The organism is Nostoc sp. (assembly GCF_036917775.1).
Classification (GTDB): Bacteria; Cyanobacteriota; Cyanobacteriia; order Cyanobacteriales; family Nostocaceae; genus Nostoc.
On sequence record NZ_JBALEQ010000161.1, the window covers coordinates 37,916 to 62,832 of the forward strand.

At 42.4% G+C, this 24,917-nt stretch carries 16 protein-coding genes; 10 read left to right on the plus strand and 6 right to left on the minus strand.

What is annotated here, in order from left to right; all coding sequences use genetic code 11:
- Nucleotides 1-87: 87 nt before the first annotated feature.
- The gene (locus V7K69_RS32320; RefSeq protein ID WP_335042294.1) at nt 88-2,244 is read right to left on the minus strand and encodes an NAD(P)/FAD-dependent oxidoreductase; all 2,157 of its coding nucleotides are present in this window, start codon (nt 2,242-2,244) and stop codon (nt 88-90) included.
- A 160-nt stretch (nt 2,245-2,404) separates the two neighbouring features.
- Between V7K69_RS32320 and V7K69_RS32325 the strand changes: the two genes are divergently transcribed.
- Together V7K69_RS32325 and V7K69_RS32330 are read left to right on the plus strand one after the other, a co-directional pair.
- Entirely contained in the window at nt 2,405-2,638 is a 234-nt protein-coding gene (locus V7K69_RS32325; protein WP_335042296.1) for a hypothetical protein, read from the plus strand.
- Between the two features lie 816 nt (nt 2,639-3,454).
- The gene (locus V7K69_RS32330; RefSeq protein WP_335042298.1) at nt 3,455-4,789 is read left to right on the plus strand and encodes a hypothetical protein; all 1,335 of its coding nucleotides are present in this window, start codon (nt 3,455-3,457) and stop codon (nt 4,787-4,789) included.
- A 108-nt stretch (nt 4,790-4,897) separates the two neighbouring features.
- Here the strand turns inward: V7K69_RS32330 and V7K69_RS32335 are convergent, their stop codons facing one another.
- Both V7K69_RS32335 and argS read right to left on the minus strand, forming a co-directional pair.
- Nucleotides 4,898-5,464 (minus strand): exonuclease, encoded by a 567-nt coding sequence (locus V7K69_RS32335; RefSeq protein ID WP_335042300.1) that lies wholly within the window; start codon nt 5,462-5,464, stop codon nt 4,898-4,900.
- 174 nt (nt 5,465-5,638) lie between these two features.
- On the minus strand, nt 5,639-7,393 hold the full coding sequence (gene argS, locus V7K69_RS32340) for an arginine--tRNA ligase (RefSeq protein ID WP_335042302.1): 1,755 nt from the start codon (nt 7,391-7,393) through the stop codon (nt 5,639-5,641).
- A gap of 237 nt (nt 7,394-7,630) precedes the next feature.
- On the opposite strand from argS, the gene V7K69_RS32345 reads away from it, so the two are divergent.
- Entirely contained in the window at nt 7,631-7,822 is a 192-nt protein-coding gene (locus V7K69_RS32345; RefSeq protein WP_114081898.1) for a type II toxin-antitoxin system HicA family toxin, read from the plus strand.
- Entirely contained in the window at nt 7,822-8,046 is a 225-nt protein-coding gene (locus V7K69_RS32350) for a type II toxin-antitoxin system HicB family antitoxin (RefSeq protein ID WP_114081897.1), read from the plus strand. Before V7K69_RS32345 ends, V7K69_RS32350 begins: the two co-directional genes overlap by 1 nt.
- Nucleotides 8,047-8,180: 134 nt before the next feature.
- Here the strand turns inward: V7K69_RS32350 and murD are convergent, their stop codons facing one another.
- Together murD and glyS are read right to left on the minus strand one after the other, a co-directional pair.
- Entirely contained in the window at nt 8,181-9,650 is a 1,470-nt protein-coding gene (murD, locus tag V7K69_RS32355; RefSeq protein ID WP_335042305.1) for a UDP-N-acetylmuramoyl-L-alanine--D-glutamate ligase, read from the minus strand.
- Between the two features lie 85 nt (nt 9,651-9,735).
- Nucleotides 9,736-11,889 (minus strand): glycine--tRNA ligase subunit beta, encoded by a 2,154-nt coding sequence (gene glyS / locus V7K69_RS32360; RefSeq protein WP_335042307.1) that lies wholly within the window; start codon nt 11,887-11,889, stop codon nt 9,736-9,738.
- A gap of 301 nt (nt 11,890-12,190) precedes the next feature.
- Here glyS and V7K69_RS32365 point away from each other — a divergent pair, with 301 nt between their 5' ends.
- From V7K69_RS32365 to V7K69_RS32385, 5 genes are all read left to right on the plus strand, one after another.
- On the plus strand, nt 12,191-12,781 hold the full coding sequence (locus tag V7K69_RS32365; RefSeq protein WP_335042309.1) for a PEP-CTERM sorting domain-containing protein: 591 nt from the start codon (nt 12,191-12,193) through the stop codon (nt 12,779-12,781).
- A gap of 813 nt (nt 12,782-13,594) precedes the next feature.
- Nucleotides 13,595-14,884 carry a glycosyltransferase family 4 protein gene (locus tag V7K69_RS32370; protein ID WP_335042311.1) on the plus strand — a complete coding sequence of 430 codons (1,290 nt, stop codon included), beginning with the start codon at nt 13,595-13,597 and terminating at the stop codon, nt 14,882-14,884.
- Between the two features lie 1,059 nt (nt 14,885-15,943).
- Nucleotides 15,944-17,572, plus strand: coding sequence for an efflux RND transporter periplasmic adaptor subunit (locus V7K69_RS32375; protein WP_335042314.1), 1,629 nt, complete (start codon nt 15,944-15,946; stop codon nt 17,570-17,572).
- Nucleotides 17,573-17,742: 170 nt separating this feature from the next.
- On the plus strand, nt 17,743-20,934 hold the full coding sequence (locus V7K69_RS32380) for an efflux RND transporter permease subunit (RefSeq protein ID WP_335042316.1): 3,192 nt from the start codon (nt 17,743-17,745) through the stop codon (nt 20,932-20,934).
- 115 nt (nt 20,935-21,049) lie between these two features.
- Nucleotides 21,050-21,517, plus strand: a complete 468-nt coding sequence (locus tag V7K69_RS32385) for an RpiB/LacA/LacB family sugar-phosphate isomerase (protein ID WP_335042319.1) — start codon at nt 21,050-21,052, stop codon at nt 21,515-21,517.
- On the opposite strand, the gene V7K69_RS32390 is transcribed toward V7K69_RS32385, so the two are convergent.
- A complete protein-coding gene (locus tag V7K69_RS32390; protein ID WP_335042321.1) occupies nt 21,500-23,413 on the minus strand; it encodes a heavy metal translocating P-type ATPase in 1,914 nt (637 codons plus the stop codon). The genes V7K69_RS32385 and V7K69_RS32390 overlap by 18 nt on opposite strands.
- A gap of 266 nt (nt 23,414-23,679) precedes the next feature.
- On the opposite strand from V7K69_RS32390, the gene V7K69_RS32395 reads away from it, so the two are divergent.
- A complete protein-coding gene (locus tag V7K69_RS32395) occupies nt 23,680-24,810 on the plus strand; it encodes a precorrin-8X methylmutase (RefSeq protein ID WP_335042322.1) in 1,131 nt (376 codons plus the stop codon).
- Nucleotides 24,811-24,917 lie beyond the last annotated feature (107 nt).

Below are 24,917 nucleotides of genomic sequence, written 5' to 3' on the forward strand. Positions count from 1 at the left end.
AGACCGATGACCAATAACTAATGACCAATGACCAATGACCAATGACCAATGACCAATGACCAATGACCAATGACTAATGACTAATGACTAATTGAGAATCCTTGCTTCTGACTTCGGAATTATGGCTTCTGGGTTTGCCTTTGCTACTTGAGCGCGCGATCGCGGTTTGCCTGTGGCGATCGCATAATTAATCGCCAATAGCCACAGCCACAAGCCAGGATTTCGGGGTTCTAGCCAAAAACCTACCCGGTTTAAGAAGCGCCCAAACCAGGGGCTTAGTAAAGCGCTAACAAGGGCATGACGACCGAAATTGAAATAACTACCAAGCCATCGCATTAAATCTCTAGGCCCAGCCAGTTCCCAAATCCATAAAAGTAAGGCAGGATTTTTCCTAGCGGCTTTGAGCGCTAGGCGATTAAAGGTTAACCAATCACACCTATCTTTGATAAAGTTATCTGCTACTTCTTGGGGTTCATCTGCTAACAGTCCAAAGAAGGTGTTGAGCATGGAGTTAATGCGCTGGGGTGGTAAGAATTTCCCAGTGGGTACCATCATGCCTTTGGAAAATAGCCAAGTAACGGAAACGTTGCTTTGGTAAGCCCGAATTTGGTTCAAGTGGCGGAAACTCAATAAGTCGTGTTTGAGAGCAGTATCCAACAGTGTTGTTAAGCGCTCTAAGTTGCGAACTAGCGAACCAAAACCGGTGAAGACGAGTGGAGACTGGAGTGATGCGGCATCGCCGATCGCAATCAATCGATCAAAGGCAACTGTGCGATCGCTACTTCCTACACTAAAATGCCCCGGTATATACCCAAATGTCGGCTTCTTCCACACCAATTTGTCCATATCGCACCTGCGATACTCTGGCAAAATTGTGAAAAAGTCCTCGTACATCTCTAGCAAGGAACCAGGATTTTCAGCATTGACTTCATGGTAATGAAATAAATAAATCGTCAATTCATCATTTGCTGCGGGAAACAGTTCCCAGATTAACTGCCTTCCCCGCGAAATATCCCCATGACTATAAAGAACGTCCCCGTATTGCGAATCCCATACTCCTGGCTCAAATCCGCTCTCAATTGCTGCTCCTACTGTTGGGCAAACGCTATCAAAGGCACGACCACCATTTAATTGCCAAGCGATGGGTGATGCAGTTCCCATTGCATCTATTAGCAGTCGTCCACTTACTTGTTTTTCAACTTGACTAGGTAAGTGCTTGACTTGCAACAAAACTTGTGATATATCAATATCTGCACGCATAAATTCTGTTTCATCCCAGATTTCGCCGCCTGCTGCTTGCAGCTTTTGCCCACACATTTGGAGCCATTTTTCGGAATCTAAGCCTAAATTTAGGACTGTGGGTGTGTGCAGAACGGGCGATCGCAGTTTGGATGGGTTGTTCGCATCAAAAAACTTATTGAATCCATCTTTGTATTCCCTAGCAATGATGGTTTCTAACTCAGCGGGGGTGACTAAACCCAGGTTAACCAAGCTTTGAATCTCATCTCGAGAAATATTCCATTCTCGGTTCATCCGGCCAAAGGGCATTCGTTCCACCAGCAGGACTTTATATCCTAGTTTTGCCATCAATGCTGCATGAATCGTGCCTAGTGCGCCGCCGATATAAATCAGGTCGTAAGTAGGGGATGAGGAAGATGATGAAGATATTATTTTTCCACCTCCCCCTGCTGCCCTGCTGCCCTGCTCCCCGGCTCCCCTGTCCCCTCGACTGGAAAACACAACTTGACGCGGACTCTGCGGATTTCGTACTCCTTCGCGCCATCGTTTTTCCCACCAGTAGGCACGTGTTAGATCGTATTCACCATTGGGCATTTTCTGAAAATACTTGACGGTGAGGGGGTAAGCAGAGGCTAAAGCGGCAAAAATCGATTGTTGGGATAAATCAATCGCTGGTGGTTCTGGATAATGATGCGGAAAACGGCTTCTGATTTCTTTGGTTAGGCGTTGCAGAATTTGGCCCTCACTGGGAAAGGGTTGTTCTGCCCAACGAAACACTTTCAGATAGGTAGTTCGTTGCACTGACCAAACAAATACCGAAAGTTCCACAGGCAAGTTTTCGGAAAGAGCCGCCCCCGAAGGTGTCTTAGCACTGGGTATTTTGAGGCGAAAGCCTTCCGAAGTAAGCACTTTTTCTCCATTTCCAGGTTCAAAATCTGTTTGTAGCCAGCTACGCACACTTTCTATATCTGGAGTTGGAACTTCTAAATAAAGGATTTCTCTCATCGTTTCCTGACATCTCCGATCAATCTACTCACTAAGACAGATTTTATGAAGGCACAAAGTAAGGTATAGTCCGCGCAACTAGTTGCGTAACAATTCAGTAAAGAAATTTTAAGAATTTGTTGAATTTATTGTTCATTTTGTATTTTTGTAAACCCACGCCATGAATTATCCCATTCCAGACAGTCCCCAAGAAATTTTTGCCCTACGACAACAGCCGATTGATGAAGAACTCGTTGCAGCTGCGATCGCTGGAGTCATTAAAATTGTCCGCGCTCAGGGTCAATCTTTGGAGGAATTAACCGCTCAGTTGCTAGCAGATGATCCAATGCTGGATCAACAACAACGTCGCTGGTTGAGCCAATTAGTTGCCCAATCTTGGGAAAAGTTCTCCTAAAACCTTGCATAATATAAAGAAAATTTTTGGCCCAGCATTAGATATTTAGGTTTGTAACTAAATATGGGGAATATTGGTGATCGCATTTTAGGTATAGGAGTAACAATAATTGTCAGTATGGAATTGGCAATTGACTTGCTATTTTGGCATTGATGGCGCAGAAGCCATTAAATTAACCATATCAGCGTTTTACGTTGCTAATGAATTTTACAACGTTCTGAAAGCGAAAGACCTCTGCTTTACAGCCTAGGTCTCTTTTTGGGTTCATCCTTATGCTTTTGATCGCCGCCTCGACACCTTAGCGGAATAAATTTTTTTGGCACATAACTTAGTTAGCGATCGCTAACTAAGTGAGTGGAAATAAATACAACTATATTACAAAAAGTAAATATATTTAAAACCCTTAGCAATTAAGAATGAAAAAGGAAAAACGACGATTTTAAATAGTTAACTTTATTTTTGCAGATTATCTACTACTTATTCTGAAAATGACTATTTATGAACATTCTTTGTTTAACATGACACTCATCAGTAAAAAGATGAATTTGGAGTATCATGATATTTCCTACTATCTATTTTTCTCTCTTTAAAAATATTTATTAGAGAACAAAATCTAACAAACTCTTAGTAAGTATTTGCATTGTGAACCTTATACAGAGATAGTTAGCGGCTTTTGTCTAATACAATCACTGTGAGGTAGACCGTATTTTATCAAACTTAATATTCAATAAATATTCTTTAACAAAGATCGCAAAAATCATTTTTATTGAAATCATCTATAAAGGTATAATCACAAAATAAAATCAGAAATAAAATATGACAAAAGCACAAGATCAAACTCTAGATGCACGTAACCGCATCGTTGAATCAGCTAATCGTTTAGGGGTTCAACTCAATGAGCAAGAATTGGAACGTTGGATGAATTCCATCACCGAGGCCACAGGAGACAGCGATATTGTCGTAGACAAAGACACAGGTGCTTTTGGGCACAAAGTCACCATGTTGGATTTTGACCCGCAAGAGTTGGCACGGTTTCGCACCATTGGCAAAATCGTCGAATTTGAGGATATTCCTGGTGTTGTAGAAACCGCATTGGCGATCTCTGGTTCAGCGGCTCAATCTAAGATTCAGACTTATCCCGGGGACTGTGACTACTTCGAGCGGGTGAATATCATTGCGCCTACCCGTAGCGAAGCCTCCGAGATTCTTGGCAAACTGGTTCGGGATAAGGCACTTAACACCATGTCCGGCCCCAATTATCAGTTAATTGATGTGAACTTTGGTGCTTACCCCCAACAAGTGGTTCGGGGAGAATACACCAGACGTGCTGGTTCGCCAATTAACTGGCAACCCGATGAGGTGATTGCCGGTCAAATTGAGGTAAGCGACCTAGAGGGCAATCCTCTAGTGTTAACCTGGGATGCCGTAGCCCAAGATCCTAACTGGTCTTGGTGTAAGTTGGAATGGGTTGTTGCTGACACAATACGCAGTCAATTGTCCAACGCCAGCAACGTGGTAGATGTTACCTGGGAAGCACCAGATGGAACTATCACAGCACTAGACGGCTATCTGGACGGCTATTTTCAAGAAGTTTATCTAGATGCTGAATCCGCTCCCATCTTTTCCAAACTGGTGAAGCAAGCCTCCGCCGATGTCATGGATGATTATGTGGCGGTATTGGAAAAGGAAGTCAAAAAATATGTTAAACAAGGTAAACACCTCAACTACGGCAAAGCAGCCAAGCGGATGTACAACATCTTTCGGCTGAACGGGCGTTACGAGGAAGCAGCGTTTCTGCGTGAATTGTTCGACGAACCTACGGCACTGCTTTACCAAGTCCACGCATTAATGGGAACTGTGCAACAAGCCAGAGACAATAGTGCTGTGTTTGATCTCGATAGTGTTCTCAATCAGGCAGATGAACTGATTGTGGCAGCCGTCAAGGTTTTAGAGGGGGAAGAAGAGTTAGAAATCGTGCGTCATTTGCTGCGCTTATATCGTAGTTTGTGCCGCCAAGAATCTGGCACTCCCCTTGGTTCGGAAGTAGAAGTAGCCCAGGCGGAAGTGATGAAAATAGTCAACAATTTCTTCTATGAGAAGATGACGGCGCTACCCACCATTAAGGCTTATATCGAAGGTACTCAGGTATAGGGCAAGATCCTCGGTTTCTTAAAGGAGTAAGGGATTTCCGATAACAATGAATCAGGCTTCGTCGTTATCGGAAATCTGTTACAAAATCTTATAAGTGCGATCGCATAGCTATCTTTCTTCTCTCTCTAGATTCGCTTGCAAAAGATTACAGAATAACTTCCCTTGCTGAATGGCATCATCCAAGGCAATGTGAGCCAATGGAAGATTTTCTAACCATGCAGCAGGTAGATTATCCTTGCCAGATTCGTTGTAGCTTTGTTTCAAGAATGCCATCGCATAGGAACGGATATCCAATGCAGAAAATTTAAAGGGGCTATCGCCCACAAAGTTTATCAAGTACCAGTAGACAAACATAAAGTCATAGGCTGCTGGATAACCAACAAAGATCGGTTTACCTGGTAAAGCCACAAGCCAGGCGTGGTAAGACTTCATGACTTCTAGAGGGGGCTGGGGGTCGGCTCTACTAGCTGCCCAAGCATCTGGCTGTTCTGCCCACCATTTCATAGTTTTGGGATGTCCTTGGGCCCCTGGCAAGGTTTCTAAATTAGCTGTAAAAGTTGCAACTAATTGTTTGTCTGCGGTATACGCAGCTGAGGCAAGACTAAGCATGGAGTGGGGCCCAGGTATAGGGCCATCCGCTTCTATATCAGTGCTGACGTAGATTTCGATTGTCACCTTTTATCCTGCCTGTCTTTTATCAGTATGTTTCATGCTAATACCAGTGTGAATATCTTAAAAAATCTCACAGATGCGATTGCCTCCAAGTCCAGCAATTCTGATGAAAAAACCAGCTTAACTCTTACTCTGCGTACCTTCGCGTTACCTTAGCGTACCTTTGCGTTAAAAATATTACATCCTCTCCAACACCTGAATTCCCAACAAAGATAATCCCAACTTCAGAGTTCTAGCAGTCAAATCACATAAAACCAAGCGCGATGTCCTCTGCGGTTCCTCGGCTTGTAGTATAGGACAGCGATCGTAGAATTGGTTAAACTTCTGACTCAATTCAAACAAATACTCACATAAACGATTAGGCAGTAAGTCTTGCTCTACACTACTAATAACTTCATCCAGTTGAAGTAAATATTTTGCCAGCGCTAATTCTGTTTCATGCTGCAACAAAACGGCATTATTTCCCAACTCTTTAAAGTTAATATCACCCTTGCGGCTAATACCATGAATCCGCGCATAAACATATAGCATATAAGGCGCAGTATTACCTTTGAGATCCAGCATTTTGTCGTAGCTGAAGATGTAGTTACTGGTGCGATTTTGGCTTAAGTCTGCATACTTAACTGCACTGATTCCAACTACCCTCGCAACTTCATTAATAAATTCTTCAGTTTCTTGACGTTCTTCTTTTTGTAATCTATTTTTTAGGTCAGCATGGGCATGAGAAACAGCTTCATCTAATAAATCCCGTAACCGCACAGTATCCCCAGAACGAGTTTTGAATTTCTTCCCATCTTCTCCTAATACCAACCCAAAGGGAACATGGACTAATTCCACATCATCGGGAATCCATCCAGCTTTGCGTGCTACCTGGAAGAATTGGGCAAAGTGGTTTCCTTGTCCAGCATCAGTTACATAAATTATCCGCTTTGCTTCATCCTGCTGAATCCGGTAGCGCAGGGATGCTAAATCAGTTGTGGCGTAGTTATAACCGCCATCTGATTTCTGCACAATCAAGGGTAAAGGTTCACCTTCTCTATTTGTAAATCCATCTAGAAAAACGCATTTTGCGCCCTGGTTTTCTACCAGTAGGCCAGATTTCTCTAAATCTTCCACAACACCAGATAATAAGGGGTTGTAGAAAGATTCGCCCCGTTCAGTTAACTTGATATCCAGCAATTCATAAATTATTTGAAACTCTCGCCGTGATTGTTCGCACAACAGTTTCCAAGCATGAAGTGTATCTTCTGCACCTGCTTGTAATCTGACAACTTCTTGGCGTGCTGTTTCTTGAAAAGCTGTATCTGTATCAAAGCGTTGTTTAGCTTTGCGGTAAAAAGAAACTAAATCACCAATATCTAAAGCATTAGCGGTGGTAAGCGCATCTGGGTAAACTTCCCGCAGATAGGCGATTAACATTCCAAACTGCGTACCCCAATCACCGACATGATTTAACCGCAGCACATCGTGTCCAAGAAATTCTAAAATCCGGGCGATGGAATCACCAATAATGGTAGAACGCAGGTGTCCGACGTGCATTTCTTTGGCAATATTCGGACTGGAAAAATCCACAATTTCCCGCTTGGGTGTTTTCGCGGGTGGAACTCCAAGTCTGGGATCAGCTTGAATTTCGTTCAGTTGTGCTTCCAGGTACGCCGTTTTCAGTTTCAGATTGATAAATCCTGGCCCAGCAATTTCTGGTGGTTCGCAGATTTCGGATACATCTAGTTTCTCAACGATCGCATCTGCGATCGCTCTTGGTTGCTTGCCTAACTTTTTACTCAGGGATAAAGCCACATTCGCCTGATAATCACCAAATTTAGGATTGCTAGCAGAAACCAAAATTGGGTCTACTCCCGCGAAGTCAGCGCCAAAAGCCTCGACTAAAGCCTGTTCAAGCTGAACTTTTAGTTTTTCTTGTGTAGCGTTCATATATAAATTTTATCTGGGAGAGATGGAATATAGCTCTGCAAAAGCTTGATTATTAACTTTAGCATTTCATTTTGAGCCACTCGATTCATGAGAAATATTTTTGTCCGTCTACTTAGCAATGTTGAAACCTACGACAAAATTACGGACATAAATTACAACACAATGTCGTTTACTTTTCTTTCTCAATAAGACACTCTATCTGTAATATAAATTTCACCTATACAGATAAGCGTTAGCATGAAAGTACGCGAAGTTATTAAACGACTAGAAGCTGATGGTTGGTATCTTGCTAGAACTAAAGGTAGTCATCGACAGTTCAAACATCCAGATAAACCTAGTACTGTAACAGTGTCTGGTAAACCAAATGTGGATGTGCCAATTGGTACTCTTAAAAACATCTGGAGACAAGCTCAATTGGAGGAATACTAATGCGTTATACAGTTGTGATTGAAAAGGGAGAAACTAGCTATGGCGCTTATATCCCTGATTTACCAGGTTGTGTAGCTGTGGGTGAAACTTTAGAAGAAGTCAAGCAGATGATTGCAGAAGCTATTGAATTTCATATAGAAGGAATGCTAGAAGATGGTTTACCTATTCCTAAACCTACAAGCATCGCTCATGAGGTTGAAGTTGCAAACTACAGCAAAACATAATTATAGAAAACCACTAAATTAGCTCTAAACAATCCTTCTAGAATATTTTAAATTTCTGTGATCATGCGATCGCACCGCACTTTTAGATTACATAATTGATTCACTGTGTAACTGCAAGCCACACAGTGAATCAATTATAGAGAAGATGAAAGAATCGAGTTGTATTGAAGCCTTACTCCTCCCGCCCAAGCAAGGCACAACTGACGGAAATCATCGCCCCGCACCTCAAAATTGGGATATTGGTCGAAACTCGCGCAAGCTGGAGATAGTAACACCACAGGCGCTTCATACTCCTTAGCTAATTCCGCCGATCTAGGGATTGCCCTTTCCATAGTTTCGACAATGTGGTAAGAATAATAACCCACCTCTTGAAGGCGCTGGGCAAATGCGGGTGCAGCAGAGCCAATCAATAATACAGCAGCAGCTTTGGTTTGGATTTGTGCTAGCCAGCCAGTATCATCACCTGCTTTGGCTTCTCCACCAGCAATTAAAATCGCTGGACTTTTCACTGATGCTAAACCAACTTCGGCAGCATCGTAGTTAGTGGCTTTGCTGTCGTTGATAAAATCAATACCTTCCCAAGTGCAGATATGCTCCAAACGATGAGGAACGCCAGGGAATTCTTGAATTGCACGTGCGATCGCATCACGATTAATTCCCGCTAATCGTGCCGTAGCTACTGCCATCAAGAGATTTTGCTGGTTATGTTCTCCCACCATTCGCAAAGTAGATACTTTCACAATCAGTTCTGGTGCAGAGGTTGCAGTCAATTTTTCCACAACCCAGCCGTCCTCGATGTAAAAGCCTTTTTCGCTAATCAGGAAATCTTTTCCTCTCACACTTGTCCAATAAGCATTAGGCCAAGCACTTAAACCTAACTGGCTCAAGTAGGCATCATCGCCATTGAACACTTGCAATTCTGACTGACGCAACAGCTTTGCTTTGATGTTGTAATAGTTCTCTAAAGTCTTATGGCGACTAAGATGATCCGGTGTGAAAGTCGTCCAAACACCGATACGGGGTGCAAGAGAACTGGAAGATTCTATTTGATAGCTGCTAACTTCCGCAATCACCCAATCGAGTGAAGAGACGCGATTAATCGCGTCTGTACAAGAATTATCAAATGCCTCCCCTGCTCCTCTCCCACTCCAAGATAGGGCAACTTCACAAGCGGCGTAGCCAATGTTACCGCAGGCGGGCGCATCAAATTCTGCTGCTTGAAAAATGGCAGCAATTAAAGCTGTGGTAGTAGTTTTACCGTTAGTACCTGTAATTCCTACCCAAGGTAGCGATTGCAAATTTCGCCAAGCGAGTTCCATTTCCCCAATGGTTTCAATACCTAATTGGCGTGCCTTAATTAATACGGGAATATCCCAAGGCACGCCAGGACTAACAACTATTAATTGGGGTAAATTATCACCATTTAATTCTAGGGATTGGCCTAGTTTAACGGTTATTTGCTCGGCAGCGAGTTCTTGTTGTTGTTGTAGGAGGGTTTTGGAGGTGTTGCCATCACTCAGCTCTACCTCCCAACCTTCCCGTTTCAACAATCTCGCCGCAGCAACACCGGACTTTCCCAATCCAATAACATGAGCTTTGGACATAGATTGCAAGCAGAGTGTCCCTGGTTAAGCACTCCCTATACTAGCGTTTATTGGCAAAAATTACACAACTTTTTGTTGACTTACGCTACAGATTTTTAACGATCGCACCAAAGTCAGCTAAAACACGGGCATGATTGCGAACTAATCCCAGTAAGTGTAATCGATTGCGCTTAATTTCTGGATCGGAGTCCATAACTAAAACGCTATCTGGCCCATCAAAGAAGTTACTAACTGTCGGAGCAATTTTTGCTAATGCTGCTACTAACAGTTGATAATTCCGTGTCTGCTGTGCTGTTTGAGTTTGCGGTACTGATTCGATTAAGGCATTATACAAAGCTGTCTCAGAAGGCTTTTGGAATAATTCTGGACGAACTACGGTTGTCGGTTCTAGCTGTTTTGTATCCAAATCACCTTGGGCAGCTAATCGTGTGGAACGGTTAACGGTTTCGTAGATGTTATCTAGGGTACTGTCGTTACGGATTTGTTGTAAGTATAAGGCGCGATCGCGGACATCCAATAAATCCTTTAATGTCCGTTCTGTGTATTCTGGGTCATTTTCTCCCAAAACTGCATTTACTAAATCGTAATCAATCTGCTTTTCTTCTTGCAATAAGGTGCGGATGCGTTGTAAGAAAAACTCTTGTAATGCTGTGGTTAATAATGCCCGATCTTTTTGATATTTCGCGGCAAAATCTGTTGCTATTTGCGCCAATAAATCATCTAAATTTATTGGCAAATTATAAAACCAAGTAATTTTAACTACAGCATTGGCAGCCCGACGCAAAGCGAAGGGATCGGAGGAACCAGAAGGAATTAAACCTAACCCAAAGATACTTACTAAGGTATCTAATCTATCTGCCAAACCGACAATTTGACCTGTGAGTGTTTCGGGTAAATTGTCACCGGCTCCCGTTGGCAAATAATGTTGATAAATTGCCTTTGCTACTTCGGGATCTTCACCACTGGCTAAGGCATATTTTTCTCCCATAATGCCTTGCAATTCGGGGAATTCATACACCATTTGAGTTACCAAATCTGCTTTACACAATAAAGCAGCACGTTGGATTTTTTGGCTTTGATTTTCAGCTAATTTTAATTGGGTGCTAATTTGCTCGGCAATTTTGACTACTCTATCTATCTTAGTACGCACCGAACCCAATTCTTCTTGGAAGGTGACTTTTTCTAACTGGGGTAAGAAGCTATCTATTGGTTTAGTTAAATCAGCTTCGTAGAAAAATCTGCCATCAGCTAATCTGGCACGAATTACCCTTTCATTTCCGACGGCAATAATATCTGATTTTTTGGGATCGCCGTTAGAAATGGTGATGAAATTGGGCAATAATTCTTGCTCAGAACTACCTGGTTTGAATACAGGGAAATAACGTTGATGAGTTACCATAACTTCAGTAATTACTTCAGTTGGTAATTCCAAAAATTCTGGTTCAAATTTACCAACAACTGTAGAAGGATATTCTACAAGGTTGGTTACTTCCGCTAATAAATCGGGGTAAATGACTGTATACCCACTTAAACTTTCTGCTACTGCCTTTACTTGCTCTTTGATTAGATTTTCCCGTTCTTCGGGGTCAACGGTGACATAAGCAGATTTGAGGGCGGTAACGTAATCAGTAGCTTGGGCGATTGTCACAGGTTCAGGATGTAAGACACGATGACCTTGGGAAATGCGATCGCTCTGAATCGTTTTAGAACCATTTACCAATTCCAACGGTAGCACCGTCTCATCTAACAAAGCTACCAGCCAGCGAATTGGTCGAGAAAATCTCCCATCCCCATCTCCCCAACGCATTAATCGCTTACCTTCTAAACCCCAAATCCACTCTTGAACAAGTTCTGTCAGAATTTCCGCCACAGGACGGCCAGGAATTCTTTTTTGCACAAAAACAAATTCCCCTTTGTCAGTGGGGCGAAGGAAGAGTGCATCTAGTTCCACACCTTGCTTTTTGGCAAAGCCTAATGCTGCTGCTGTTGGCTGACCATCTTTAAAGGCAGCTTGAGCAGGAGGCCCTTTAATTTCTTCTTCTCGGTCTGCTTGCTGGGATGGTAGACCTTTAATCAATACCGCTAAACGGCGGGGAGTACCGTACACTTGGACACTTTCACCCTGAAGGCTGTTTGCTTCCAAACTTTGGGGAATGCGTTCTCGCCACTGTATTAAGGCATCACTGAGAAAGCTTGCAGGTAATTCTTCTGTACCAACTTCTAATAGAAACGCAGGCATAGGTCACTGTTTTCAACTTTGCGTAGCTCAACTTTATCAGTTATTCTCAGGCGATCGCTCGTGATTTTTAGGTAATAACCCTTGCTACATACATCAAAATTGATAAATTTGAGCTTAGGTTTGTGAAATAGACTTGATATCTTCTCGAAAACTTTAAAAAATAAGTGTTTTTCTTCATCTACTTGTTATATTTACCTCAACCTTCCATGTAGTATTTACTTATATTTATTTCTATCGTAAAGTTAGTGTTGTTTGATGCACTGATATTTGCATCATGCAAATAAATCTTGGAGATATAACAGTGAGAAACATTTTTGCCAAAATTGCTGCTACCACAGCAACCAGTGCTGTACTTAGTGTTGCGATCGCTGCTGGTGCTAACAATCCTGCTCAAGCTATAGATTTCAACTTTAACTGGCTAGGAGATGCTGGTTATTCCGCAGTCGGTTCATTTAGCTACGACGAGACTACAGCACCGACAATTATTTCAGAAAGTGGCAGTGGAGCCACCAACTTTTTACAATCCTTAAATGTCTCTTTCTTAGACCCATCTAATAATCCTCTGGGAACTTATAACACCGTTACTTCTGGGGTATCACAATCTGATTTCTTCGCTTTCAACTTTGATACTGCTACTCAGAAATTGTTTGGCCCCTTGAATATAGGAGGAGGGACGGGTGTCATTGGAGAATACTTCTTTACTGGAACTGTTGATGAGTCTTTGCGATTACGTCAGGATGTCAATCAACAGGGAGCCTCAATAACACTCGATGAAAATTCTGGTTCTATTCAGGTATCCAAAGTTCCTGAACCTGCTTCTCTGCTGGGTTTACTGGCATTTGGGGCCTTGGGTGTAGGCTCAACTCTGAAGAAAAAGCAAGCCTCTTGCTAGAAAGTAGGGCTTTCCAGTTAGAGGTTGCCAAGTTTAGTTTAATGAATCTCTGTTTTAGCTCCAATAGTTCAATGAACTGGTGAGTTTATCATCCAGCCTTATCGGTTAGCGATCGCTCGAATACTTATGAAAACAAGTATTCGAGCGATTATAATCAGAAATATTTTCGCTAAAATCGCCCTGACCATAGCAATCAGTGCAACTTTTTAGTATCGCGTCAGCGTAGCCGGCCACAGGTATTGCTAATCTTGCTAACAACCCAAATAAAGCTGTTAATGTCAATTGCGATACATTGAAGCTTTTTCCAGTTACAGCTTTAAATACGAAGCTACTAAACACACTAATGTTAAAAAGTTACTGCCTTTGAGCCACTAAAAAAACTGGACGCTCACCCATTAATGCAATATAGTTTACTTGGTTAAAAATACTTCATGTGCCAGTTTACAAGGCGGAATGCAGGTTATATGCATGATATTAAATCTCATGTTACAATCCCCTCAGTGTAAAATTAACAACTCCATTCACTTTTAAATAAGTGAACAAAAAGTGAACAAATAAAGTTTATTAGTTAACACGCGTAACTTTTAAATATACGATTAGGAAACTTTATCCAACCAGAAAAAGTGACAATTGTTCGCTAATAACTGTTAAAATCCACCTAGAAAATTTCTCAGCAGTGCTTATAGCAATTGTGATTTAAAAAATCATAATATAATCACAAACTAAATTAAATAATAAAAGTTTCAGCCTCTATTGAAGTTAGCAATAAATCCGCTTATCTCAGGCTGTATTTACCAAATTTATAAATAGCTCATGCACATTCTGATATATTCCTACAACTATCATCCAGAGCCGATTGGAATTGCTCCCTTAATGACCGAATTGGCAGAAGGACTAGTAAAGCGAGGTCATGAAGTGCGGGTGATTACCGGAATGCCCAACTATCCTGAGCGCGAAATTTACGATGGTTATCGGGGTAAATGGTACGTTAATGAACAAAAAAATGGTGTCACCATTCAGCGAAGCTACATCAGAATTAAGTCTAAACCTAACCTTTTAGATCGTCTATTGCTGGAGTTAAGCTTTATTTTCACAAGCTTACCTCAAGCCTTTAGAGGTGAACGTCCAAATGTGATGATTTTAACAGTACCGCCTTTGTTAGGTATCTTACCAGCAACGATATTTGGTTGGCTATACAACTGCCCAATAGTTCTAAATGTGCAAGATATATTACCAGAAGCTGCGGTGCGTATGGGGCTTCTGAAAAATAAGTGGATGATTCGAACTCTTGCAGCTTTAGAGAAATTTGCCTATCGGACTGCACACACTATTAGTGTTATCGCCGATGGATTTCGTGAGAATTTAATGAATAAGGGAGTACCTGTTAATAAAATTGTTTGTATTCCTAATTGGGTGAATGTAAATTTTATCCACCCTTTACCGAAAAAGAATAACTCTTGGATATCTAGCCATCAACTGGATGGGAAATTTATAGTTCTTTATTCTGGCAACATAGCTCTAACTCAAGGTTTAGAAACTGTAATAGAAGCAGCAGTTTGCTTACGTCATATCAGAGAAATTGTCTTTGTCATTGTCGGCGAATCAACAGCATTGCAAAGGTTGCAAGAATATTGTCTATTACATGGAGCAGATAATGTTTTGCTACTACCATTGCAGCCGAGAGAAAAATTACCTGAAATGCTAGCAGCAGCTGATGTTGGACTGATTGTGCAAAAGCACAATGTAATTTCGTTTAATATGCCTTCAAAAATACCACTACTCTTGGCAAGTGGTCGCCCAATTGTGGGTTCAGTTCCTGCAACTGGAACTGCTGCTAGAGCAATCAAACTGAGTGGTGGTGGGATAATTGTTGAGCCAGAATCGCCTGATGCAATGGCCGCTGCGGTGCATGATTTATATGCTAATCCTACTCTCTGTACGAAGTTAGGTAACACGGGAAGACAGTTTGCCGAAGAAAATTATTCGTTGGAGCAAGCACTTGATCGGTATGAAGGGCTCTTCTATCATATTCTTGCTAACCGAAAATCAACTGTAGGTATCTTGCCGAAATTAGATTCTAAGGAATCAGTTGTGGATGCTTGAAAGGCATTGAGCATGACTTGCTCACATATACAGAACCCTGATTAGGATAAATTAAATCACCCGAATGGGTGAGTTAAAAATCATCCGATTGGATGACCTAAGTGTAGGAAGATAATACTGCTCAAAAAGAGGACTCTAGAGAACACTGTATTGATTGCACTTTGTTCTTGGTGAGGATAACTCAATGAAACTTGCAACCTTGATGAATAGAGCTGAACTAATCCGCATAGGCGTAACTCCTACTCATAAGCAAGCTACGCGCAGCATGTCGCAGAGAAGCCTCTCATAGAGAGGGCATCGCTCAATACATTGCACCGTAAATTTTTCTTCCCTAAGATCAGTATTCAATACAACTCAAGAGGGATAAACTCATCTTTAAACTTATACAAATGTAGTTTCCTATGTGGTTATAATGCAAGCAAGCGCTTGCAAACGCTTATGGAAAACTTTCCCAAGCCGCCCATCTGATTTTATACAAAGTCAACAAATTGCTAATCGCTGCGCTAACAGCTAGATGGTTATGTAGTTGCAAAAAAGTCAAGATCAGGGTGAAGTATCTTCAGATATAGATTTAAAAGCATCTGTAGATAGTTTCACGGGTATGTTGTTTCACGGTATTCTGCGTTTTTAGCGATATCCCAACCACACTAGATTATAGATATGAATACTACATCCAAACTTGTTTAAATTTATTTGTACATGGGATCACGCAGTTTGCCATTGCAGGAGGTAGAAGATTCTATTGATTTCCTTTGCAACAACATAACCCGTGTTTTCTCTATGACGGAAAGTGATGGTTTTATACTGACCAAAAAAGTTTTATAAATTACACTTTAAAAAAATGATGGGAGTTAAGTAATGTACAAAATCACCATATTGTGATGAAGCATATTTGTTTGTTTTAGGTACTAGACATCGTGAGCGATCGCCCAAATACCCAAATACATATTTGTTAGTTATCAACATCAAAGCAAATGGCTAAAAAACTATTCAGATAACGCTTTTTTTTAGTCAAGAGTAGATTGCCCAAGTCTAAATCCACAAGACGAGAAACCGAAGATGTCCCATTCTGAGTTCCCTGATTCTCCGCTTCCAGTTGAAATAGAACAGCCTGCTGTTAATGATTCTAGTCAAGAGCTACAACCACTGCCAGAGCGATCGCCTAAACCACCTCAAAAGCGTCGTTGGCCTCTAATTTTGGGAATTATCCTCTTAATTGGAGGCATTGGTTTTGGTTGGCGCTGGTGGCAAACTAGTAGTGCTAGCAATCCAGCAGCAGGTGGGCCTGCTGCTGGTCAACCGATGGCAATTCCAGTCAAGCTAGCGACTGTGCAACCTGAAACTGTGCAAGAAAGTTCAGAGTTTATTGGCTCCTTAGAGGCTCCACGCTCGGTAATCATCAAGCCACAGGTTGAAGGACGAGTTACCCAGATTTTCATCCAAGAGGGCAACCGTGTTCAACAGGGGCAAGTTATTATTAGCCTAGAAAGTGATAGTGTCCAAGCGCAATTATTACAAGCAAAAGCTGGACTAGCACAAGCTCAAGCACGTCTTGCTGAACTCCAAGCGGGTACGCGACAAGAAGAAGTTGCCCAAGCTAGAGCGCAGTTAACCCAAGCCCAAGCTCGCTTGCGAGATGCTCAATCGGGGTCGCAACCACAAGAAATTGCTCAGGCTGAGGCTCAAATCCAGTCAGCGAAATCGGATGTGGAATTAGCACAATCACGAGCCAAGCGCTACGCACAATTGAGAAAAGAAGGCGCAGTTTCTCAAGATACCTTAGAAGGATATATCAAAGAACAGCAAAGTGCTGAAGCTGCCCTGGTTGTAGCCCAGAAACGCCTAGCTCAACTCCGCCAAAGCAGAACTTCTAGTGTCAATGAGCTGGCTGGAGCTTTGGAACAACAGAAACAAAACTTAAGGCAACTAGAAAATGGTTCTCGCCCAGAAGAAATTGCCCAAGCGCGATCGCAAGTAACTCAAGCAGCTGCCCAAGTTCAAGCAGCCCAAGTTCAACTGCAATACACAAAAGTGCTGGCACCTTTTACTGGTACTGTTGGCGATATTCCCACAAAAGTGGGAGATTATGTAGAAAAAGCAGACCAGCTCACTACACTTACAAGAAACGACTCTTTAGAACTAAATATTTCTGTTCCCTTAGAAGAAGCCAAAAAGCTGCGCTTGGGATTACCAGTGCAAATGCTGAACATCCAAGGTCAACCTACAGCAACAGGTAAGATAAGTTTCATCTCTCCAGATGCTAGTTCCGATTCACAGACAATTTTGGTGAAAGCTAACTTTGGTAATTCTAGAAGTCAACTGGTAAATCGCCAATCAGTGCAAACCAAAGTCATCTGGAACGAACGTCCAGGAATTTTAATTCCAGTTACAGCAGTATCTCGCCTGGGTGGGGAAACCTTTGTATTTGTAGCTGAAGCGCCAACAGAAAAGAACGCTGAAGCGTCAGCAGAAAAAAAAGCTGAAGCACCAGCAGAAAAGAAAGCTGGAGCGCCATCTTTAGTTGCTCAACAAAAACCTGTGAAATTGGGAGTTATTGAGGGGAATAATTATCAAGTTATCGAAGGACTAAAAGCTGGAGACAAAATTGTTGTTTCCGGTATTCTCAACCTAACTAATGGCGCTCCCATCACTCCCGCACCGCAAGAAGTGGGTAGTCAGAAGCCATAGGGAAGGGGCAAGCCAGCAGAGGGCAGGGGAAGCGGGGGAAGCAGGGGAAGCAGGGGAAGAATAACTATTAATTATTGATCAATACCCATTCCCCATTCCCCATTCCCCATTCCCCATTCCCCATTCCCCAATACCTAATGCCAAATACCCAAAGCCCAATTTTTTAAGCTATGTTTGTTGACTTTTTTATTAAGCGACCAATCTTTGCGTCGGTCTGTGCAATCATCATCCTTTTAATAGGATTAATCAGTATTCCCTCATTACCGATCGCAAGATTCCCAGAAATAAGTCCCACCCAAATCACTGTAACTTCCAACTATAGCGGAGCTAGTGCAGAAGTCGTAGAAAGCGGAGTGACAAATATCTTAGAAAGGCAAATCAACGGGGTTGAGGGACTAAGATATCTCACTTCCAGCAGCAGTAACGATGGTACAAGTACCATTACAGCCACCTTCGATTCATCGCGGGATAAAGATATTGCGGCTGTGGATGTACAAAATCGTGTTTCTGTTGCCCAACCACAATTACCAGATTCTGTGCAGCGCACGGGAGTACGAGTATCGAAAGAATCTAGTAACATCCTCTTAGCGATTGGTTTATTCGCTGAAAATAAAGAGTACGACAATACATTCTTAAGTAACTATGCTGACCTTTACTTGGCAGATGCCTTAAAAAGAGTCAAAGGTGTGAGCAACGTTCAAATTTTTGGTGAACGGCGCTATGCAATGCGTTTGTGGTTAGATCCTAGTCGCCTTGCCAATCGGGGGCTAACAACTCAGGATGTAGCGAATGCGTTATCTGAACAAAACTTACAAGTTGGTGCAGGGAGAATTGGACAAGAACCGGCTCCTGAAGGACAAAGGTATCAACTTGATGTGCGTGCTGCTAGCCGATTAGCAGAACCAGCAGAATTTGAAGAAATTGTCCTCAAAACTGGAGATGATGGCACATTAGTCAAGCTCAAAGATGTTGGTAGAGCAGAACTGGGCGCAGAAAACTACAGTTCATTTCTGCGATTTCGTGGTAACGATGCTGTCGGTTTAGGGATTTATCAAGTTCCTGGTAGTAATGCCTTAGATGTGGCAAAGGGAGTCAAAGCCGAACTTGCGCGATTAGCTTCGAGTTTTCCCCCAGGGCTGAAATATCAGGTAGCTTTTGACACGACATCCTTTGTAGAAGAGTCTTTGGCAGAAGTGGTTAAGACTCTAATTGAAGCGGTAGTGCTGGTTGTAATTGTAATTTTTGTGTTCTTGCAGGATTGGCGAACGACTTTAATTCCTGCACTTACCATTCCGCTTTCCTTAATTGGGACATTTGCCTTCGTCAAAGTTTTTAACTTTTCCATCAATAGTTTGACTTTATTTGGTCTGACTTTAGCATCGGGGATGGTGGTAGACGATGCGATCGTTGTGGTGGAGCAAATCAGCCGCTTTATTCAGGATAAAGGAATTAGTCCTCGCCGAGCCGCTAGTGAATCAATGGCGGAACTGTTTGGCGCGGTTATTGCCACTTCATTAGTGTTGATGGCGGTGTTTGTACCAGTGGCATTTTTTCCGGGAACCACAGGCGCACTTTATCGGCAATTTGCCCTGACGATCGCTTTCTCCATTGCGATTTCAACTTTTTTGGCTTTGACCCTAACACCTTCCTTGTGTGCGCTGCTGCTGCGTCAAGGACAACGACCTTCAGGCTGGCTGGGTTGGATTTTTGGCCAGATTAATCGGTTTCTTGACTGGGTACAGAATGGTTATAAGCGATCGCTTACCTTCCTAACACACATCAAAGCTATTGTGATTGGGTTGTTTATCGTCTCTTTGGGAATGACTGCTTGGCTGTACACCACAGTCCCAACAGCTTTTCTACCCGATGAAGACGAAGGCTATTTCATTACAATTATCCAAGGGCCGCAAGGGGTTTCGTTGCAATATACTAGCGATGTGATTGCACAGGTAGAAAAAGAAATTCTACAAATTCCCGAAGTATTGGGGACTTTTGCGATCGGCGGATTTGGTTTTAGTGGTAGCACCGCCAATAGTGGCATCATATTTACAACTTTAAAATCTTGGGACGAGCGCTCAAAAGCCGATCAATCAGTACAGGCGATTATTGGCAGCTTACAAGGCAAGTTGTTGGCAATTCCAGAAGCGAGGGTTTTTCCTGTGAACCCTCCTCCAATTCAGGGTTTAGGCAACTTTGGCGGCTTCGTATTTCAACTGCAAGACCGCAGAGGTAACAGTGGTTTAGAAAATCTAGTCCAGTCAATGGGTAAGTTGCTCGGGAAAGCTAATCAAACACCAGGATTACAAGCTGTATTTAGTACCTTTGCCGCAGATACACCACAATTGCTTGTAGAAGTAGACCGCAATAAAGCCAAATCATTGCAAGTTTCCATAGATGATGTCTTCAGTACTTTACAAACTGCTTTGGGATCGCAATATGTAAATGATTTTAATCTCCAGCAGCGTAATTATCGGGTGTATATCCAGGCAGATCAACAGTTTCGTTCCAATCCCAAAGATATTGGCAAACTATACGTTCGTTCTCAAAAGAATCAAATGATTCCTTTGAGCAACTTAGTCAAAGTTACTCAGACTGTGGGAGCGCAAACGATAAATCACTATAATCTGTTCCGCTCGATTGAAATTAATGGTTCCGCCGCTCCTGGATCTAGTTCGGGAGACGCAATTAAAGCAATGGAAAAAGTTGCTAAGGAAGTTTTACCTGCCGGTTATGGTTACGAATGGTCAGGGACTGCATTAGAAGAAATAGATTCTGGTGGTTTAGCACCCATAATCTTTGGATTAGGAATAATCTTTGTATTTTTGGTACTAGCTGCTCAATATGAGAACTACGTTGACCCCTTTATCATTCTGTTGTCAGTTCCCTTAGCTATCTTTGGAGCGCTTGTTGCTCAATCAATGCGAGGTTTTGCAAATGATGTTTACTGCCAAATTGGTCTAGTCATGTTGATTGGTTTAGCTAGTAAGAACGCAATTTTGATTGTGGAATTTGCTAACCAATTACGAGAGCAAGGTCTTTCGATTACTAAAGCAGTAATTGAAGCTTCACAAGAGCGGTTACGTCCAATTTTGATGACTGCTTTTTCTACACTATTGGGGATTTTCCCCTTAGCTGTTGCCACAGGTGCCGGTGCGGGTAGTCGCCAATCTTTGGGAACAGCAGTTTTTGGTGGGATGTTAATTGCGACTTTCTTGAGTTTGTTTGTAGTACCGATTTTGTATATCGTGATTAAGACAACAACAGAGCGCTTTATCAAACCAAATAAACATCAAGAACTGCAAACAGAAGGTATGTCATTGGATGGTAAAACTGCTGTATATTCAGCAAAAGGTGAGAATTAATTCGTAATTCCTAATTTGTAATATAATTTTTCCCTGTTGTCTATCTCCTCTTCCCTGTCTCCTATAAACATCGTAGTATGAGGAGATGGGGAAGACTAATTTTAAGAGGGAATGGATGAAAATCGCTATTGGCAGTGATGAACGCACTAACCTTACTGATAGGATACTGGAAGAACTTAAGCAGCGTGGGCATGAAGTTATACCCTTCGGTTCCTTAGCTGAGAATGATTTAGAAGTTGATTGGCCCCTCAGTTGTAGTAAAGTTGCTTTGGCAGTAGCAACCCAAAAAGCAGATGAGGGGATTGTCTTTTGTTGGACTGGTACTGGTGCATCTATTGCCGCCAACAAAGTTTTAGGGATACGTGCGGCATTGTGCCATGATGCTGAAACTGCACGCGGGGCACGTATTTGGAATCATGCAAATGTCCTAGTATTAAGTTTACGTGCCACTACAGAAGCGATCGCAAAAGAAATATTAGATGCCTGGTTTAGCACACCCTTTTCTGAAGATGAGTGGAACATTCTGCAAATGGAGCGGATTAGACAGTTAGAGAAGAGTGCTTCTTTATTTCAGCAATCTTAGACCACTGAGGGTAACTAATACTGTAGAACCTTCATGCCCAATCACGCCAATAGGTAAGTTAATACTTCCTAAAAAGTTGCCCACTAAAAGCAACACAATAAAACTCAACGCTACAAATATATTCTGTTTGACTATGGATTGCGATCGCCTTCCCAAATGAATCGCTACAGCAATTTTTTCTAACTTATCCGCCATCAGTACTATATCTGCGGTTTCCAATGCCACATCACTACCAGATATTCCCATCGCTATACCTACAGATGCTTGGGCTAAAGCTGGTGCATCATTGATTCCATCGCCCACCATTGCCACTGTTTGATATTGTTGCTGTAAAAGGCGGATAACATCTAGCTTATCTTCTGGTAAAAGTTGAGCATATACCCGATCAATTCCTACTGCTTTGGCGACACTGTGAGCAGTTTCCTGATTATCCCCGGTTAACATGACAATTTGTTCAACTCCCAGTTTCTTTAACCGGGTAATGGTTGCGGCTGCTTGCGATCTTACTTCATCTGCGATCGCAATTACACCCATCACCTCTGCTATATTTCCTTGCGCTACCCAAACGACAGTTTTACCTTCTTGCTCTAAAGATTGAGCCATTTCTCGCAATTCTTCAGGTAAATTTGTGACATACTTTTGCACAAAAACAGCATTCCCCACAATTATCTGTTGTTCTTGAGCAATTCCCAGAATTCCCTGTCCAGGTATGGCTTGCACTTGGATTGCACCAACCAAATCCAAATCACCAGCCGCTTCCACAATTGCCTTACCGATGGGATGTTCTGAATAGGATTCCACACTAGCTGCGGCTTTTAATACATCTTGTTGAGTGTATTCATTAATTGTAATTACTTGGAATACCTGCACCTGTCCTGTTGTCAGAGTACCAGTTTTATCAAATGCGATCGCTCGGACTTTGCCAATCTTCTCCAACTGCGCCCCATTTTTAAACAAAATCCCCTGTCTTGCACCATTGGCAATTCCTGAAAGCAGCGTGGGCATAATTGCAGCCATCAGCGCACAGGGAGAAGCCACCACAAGGAAAGTCAGCGCCCGATAAATTGTTGTTTCCCAATCCCAACCCCAAAGAAACGGCGGTAAAGTTGCCAGTAATATCCCGGCTACTACAATGATTTTGGCATATCCCTTCTCGAAGCGATCGATAAACTCTTGCGAAGGTGGTGCTTCTGTCTGCGCCTGTTCTACCAAGCGAATCACACGCTGAATCAAACTGCTTTGGGCTGGTTTGTGTACCTTAATCTGCAATGCACCATAGCCGTTGAGTGTACCAGCAAATACTTCTTCGCCCACTGTTTTCTCTACAGGTAAAGACTCGCCTGTAATTGCGGCTTGATTGAGGGTGCTATAACCAGATAAAATTATCCCATCGGTAGGAATTAGCTCTCCAGGTTTGACAACAATCTCATCACCCACTTTTAACTCACTAATAGGAATTTCTTCTTCTCTTCCCTGAAGCAAAACTCTTGCTGTATCGGGTGTCAGGCTCATCAAACTGCGGATACTCCGCTCAGTTCGCGCCATTGCATAGCCTTCTAATGCGCCACTGATAGCAAAGATCAGAATCAAAATTGCTCCATCAATAATTAGATGATATTCTCGTCGCCATAAACCGAGGCTAGCAGCACCAATGGCCGCCACAATCATCAGCAAATCTACATCGAGTTCTTTTTCTTTGAAAAGGGTAGTTAATCCTTCCCGTGCACTTTCGTAACCACCAATTACATAAGCAGCAGGTAACAGCAGGAACGCCAATCCCAACCAGCCGAAATGCAAGGCGAACCATCCGAGAAATAATAGCAAGCCACACAAAAGTGCTGCTAAGGTATCTGCGTGTTCTCTGGTGAATTGGCTAAAACGTTGGGGGTAGAGCATGAGAGGTGAACTAACAGGGACTCTCTCATGCTAAACCTTGACATTAATGTTAATGTCAAGGTTTATAATGATTTTGAAATGTAGAGGGGCGCTGTAGACGCTTTTGCGGCTTGCCGCAGGCTGGGAAGCGCAAAGGTACGCAGAGTTAAATGTTGATCTATTTTTAAACCCAGTGTTCTTAAGGGAATTTAGATGAAAATGCGCCGCCATCTCTCCAGGGTGGTTGTGAAGAGTTACAAAGAATTTTGCCGTTGTTGGAGTAAATCATGAACGCTGGTTGCTTAACTATTAAAGAACTCACTGATGCCGTTGGCGGTAGTTTAACTCCGCGAATGGTGCGCCATTACCATCAATTGGGACTGTTACCGCAACCAGTGCGATCGCACAGCAATTACCGTCTCTACACCAAAAAAGATGTTCTCCGCTTACAACGGATTGTTGCGTTGAAGGAGCAAGGGTTTCAGCTAAACCATATCCGCAATATTTTGGAGGTGGAACCAGAAGCCGATACAACTGTTAACCTGATGGGACAACTCCAGCAGCAATATCGCGCGGTGATGCAACAAATTTCCCAACTGCGGCAAACTGCATCAGCATTAGAAGGATTATTGGGGCGCGATCGCCATTGTCAAATTATCCAGGCGGAAGTTTTGGCACAACTTAAGTTACTTGATGTCGAAACCCAAGCCGGATTGGGGGGATTGGATAATCTCTGGAGTGGTTTGGATGCAGAAATTCATACCCATTCAGAAGCTTTTTCAGAATCGCTACAACGCTTATTACCTGATTTATCTCACCGTTCGGAAATTGAGCAACACTTAATTTCTCAATTGGTTTTGGCTTGTGGCGATGTCAGTTTAGTATCCTTTGTGAAATTGAGCCGAGATGCGATCGCAGCTAGTCGAGAAGCCTTATCTTCAGGCTGTCAAATTGTTGTCGATACCCAAACGGTTGCGGCTGCTTTAGATCAAACCCGATTACTTCACTTGGGATGCCGCACTGAAACCTTAATTGATAATCCCCACATTACCACCGCTACAGAAGCAGAAGCAGCTTTTTGGCAACATCGAGAATGGCGATCAAAATTGCTGCAAGTAAATCCAGGTTGCGTGCTGGTAGTTGGTTATGCTCCCTCAGTCCTTGTAGAAATTTGTGACGCGATTAGCAATCAAAAAATTCAGCCAGCATTAGTAATTGCAATGCCCATTGGCTTTAGTCATGCTCCCGCAGCCAAGCGACAACTGATGCAACAAGGGATACCTTTTATTACAGTTGCAGGAACCTTGGGAGGTGGCGCTTTAGCTGCAACGGCTTTAAATGCTTTGGTGGAGTCACTAATTGATAAGCCAGATTGTCATTGTTATCTCAAAAATATACTAGATTCCTCTGAATGCTGAACAATAAGTACTCAATTAAGACAAGAAGATACTCAGTAATCAGCATGACTGAAAATAATATTGTTAAATAATATTGAATTTGCTACACTTTACCAGTTTTAGTAATT